Here is a 1824-nt window from a genome sequence, read left to right as displayed (position 1 = left end):
AACCGAACCCACCGGCCCCACCTCAAGACCCCACCCAGCACCCACACCCACCAACCGCGACCGCAACACATCATGACGATCCACCACAGCCGACAACACCGCCTCCAAACCCCCACCATCAATCCCCACCGGAAGATCGACGAGAGAAGTCATCGAGAAGGCACGGATGTCTCCAGGCATGTCCATGATCCAGTGGCCGACGGGCATCAGGGGCATCGTCCCCACACCACCGCCCGCCAGTTCGGGCAGGACCACGGCCGTCCCCACCTCCCGGGCACGACCCGCCAGCTCCGCCACCGTCCGGCACTCGAACACATCACGCGGACTCACCTCCACACCCCGTGCCCGCGCCCGCGTCACCACCTGGATCGACCGGATACTGTCCCCGCCCACAGCGAAGAAGTCGTCATCCACCCCCACCCGCTCCAGACCCAGCACCTCCGCGAACACCCCCGCGAGCACCTTCTCGGACGCCGACGACGGCGCCCGGTACTCACTCCCCACCAACTCCGGTTCGGGGAGCGCCTTGCGGTCGACCTTGCCGTTGAGGTCCAGTGGCAGCCGGTCCAGCACGACGAACGCGGACGGCACCAGAAACTCCGGCAGCCGCTCCGCCACGAAACGCCGCAGCTCGGCGAGGTCGATCTGCGCGTTGATGTCGACCTCGGTGCCGCCGGCGGGCGCGGTGCTCTCCACCCGGCCCGGGGTCCCGGTCGGCACGACGTAGGCGACGAGCTGCTTGTCGCCCGAGGTGGGCACGGAGCGGACGAGGAGGACGGCCTGTTCCACGCCCGGGTGCTCGGCCAGGACGGTCTCGACCTCGCCCGGTTCGATGCGGAAGCCGCGGATCTTCATCTGCGAGTCGATGCGACCGATGTACTCGAGCTGAAGGTCGGCGTTCCAGCGGACGAGGTCGCCGGTGCGGTACATGCGGTGGCCGGCGGGGCCGTAGGGATCGGCCACGAACCGCTCCGCGGTCAACCCCGGCCGGTCGGCGTAACCACGACCGATCGCCCCCGCCACATACAGCTCACCCGTCACCCCCACCGGAACCGGCTGGAGCCCCGCACCCAGCACATAGGTCCGCATATTCCCCAGCGGAGTACCGATCGGCACGTTGCCGGCGCCGGTCCAGTCGTCCGGCAGGACGTAGGTGGTGGCGTAGAAATCCTCGGTCTGCCCGTACGCCTGTATCAGGCGGGCGCCGGGTATCGCGGTGCGAACCTTCTCCAGCAGTGAGGCGGACAGGGCGTCCCCGCCCAGGACGACGGTGCCGACGTCCATCTTCCCCGCCACCTGATCGAGCACCCGCTCGAAGACCGAGGGCACCGCCTGGAGCGTTCCGCCGCTCCAGGATCCGCGCTCGGCGAGTTCCAGTACGTCCCGTACGATTTCGACGCCCGCGCCCCTGGTGAGGGAGCTGAAGATCTCGAAGACGGAGACGTCGAAGTTGATCGACGTCGCACCGAGGACCATGGTCCCGGGCTGGATGCCGAAGGACTCAGCCAGTCGGGACACTCCGTTGACGAGGTTCGCGTGGGTGATGGTGACGCCCTTCGGGGTCCCCGTGGAACCAGACGTATACATCACATACGCCACATTCTCCGGCCGCAACGGAGCCACCCGCTCCCCGTCCACCAAATCCGAACCATCACCCCTCTCCAGATCCACCTCCTCCAACAACAACCGCGGCACCCCCACATCAGGCACCACACCCGCCGTCACCCCGTCCGTCAGCACCACCACCGGACGCGCCTGCGACAACACGAAATCCAGCCGCCGACTCGGATACCGCGGATCGATCGGCAGATACCCCGCACCCGA

At 68.0% G+C, this 1824-nt stretch carries 1 protein-coding gene; it reads right to left on the bottom strand.

The features are described from left to right. The coding region (locus ACIQAK_RS32980; RefSeq protein WP_366392980.1) for an amino acid adenylation domain-containing protein at window positions 1–1824 on the bottom strand (1824 nt) is incomplete at both ends.

The sequence above is a fragment of the Streptomyces sp. NPDC088706 genome (assembly GCF_044752765.1).
Classification (GTDB): domain Bacteria; phylum Actinomycetota; class Actinomycetes; order Streptomycetales; family Streptomycetaceae; genus Streptomyces.
Note: the sequence above shows the minus strand (reverse complement) of the source record. Positions and strands in the feature narration are given on the sequence as shown.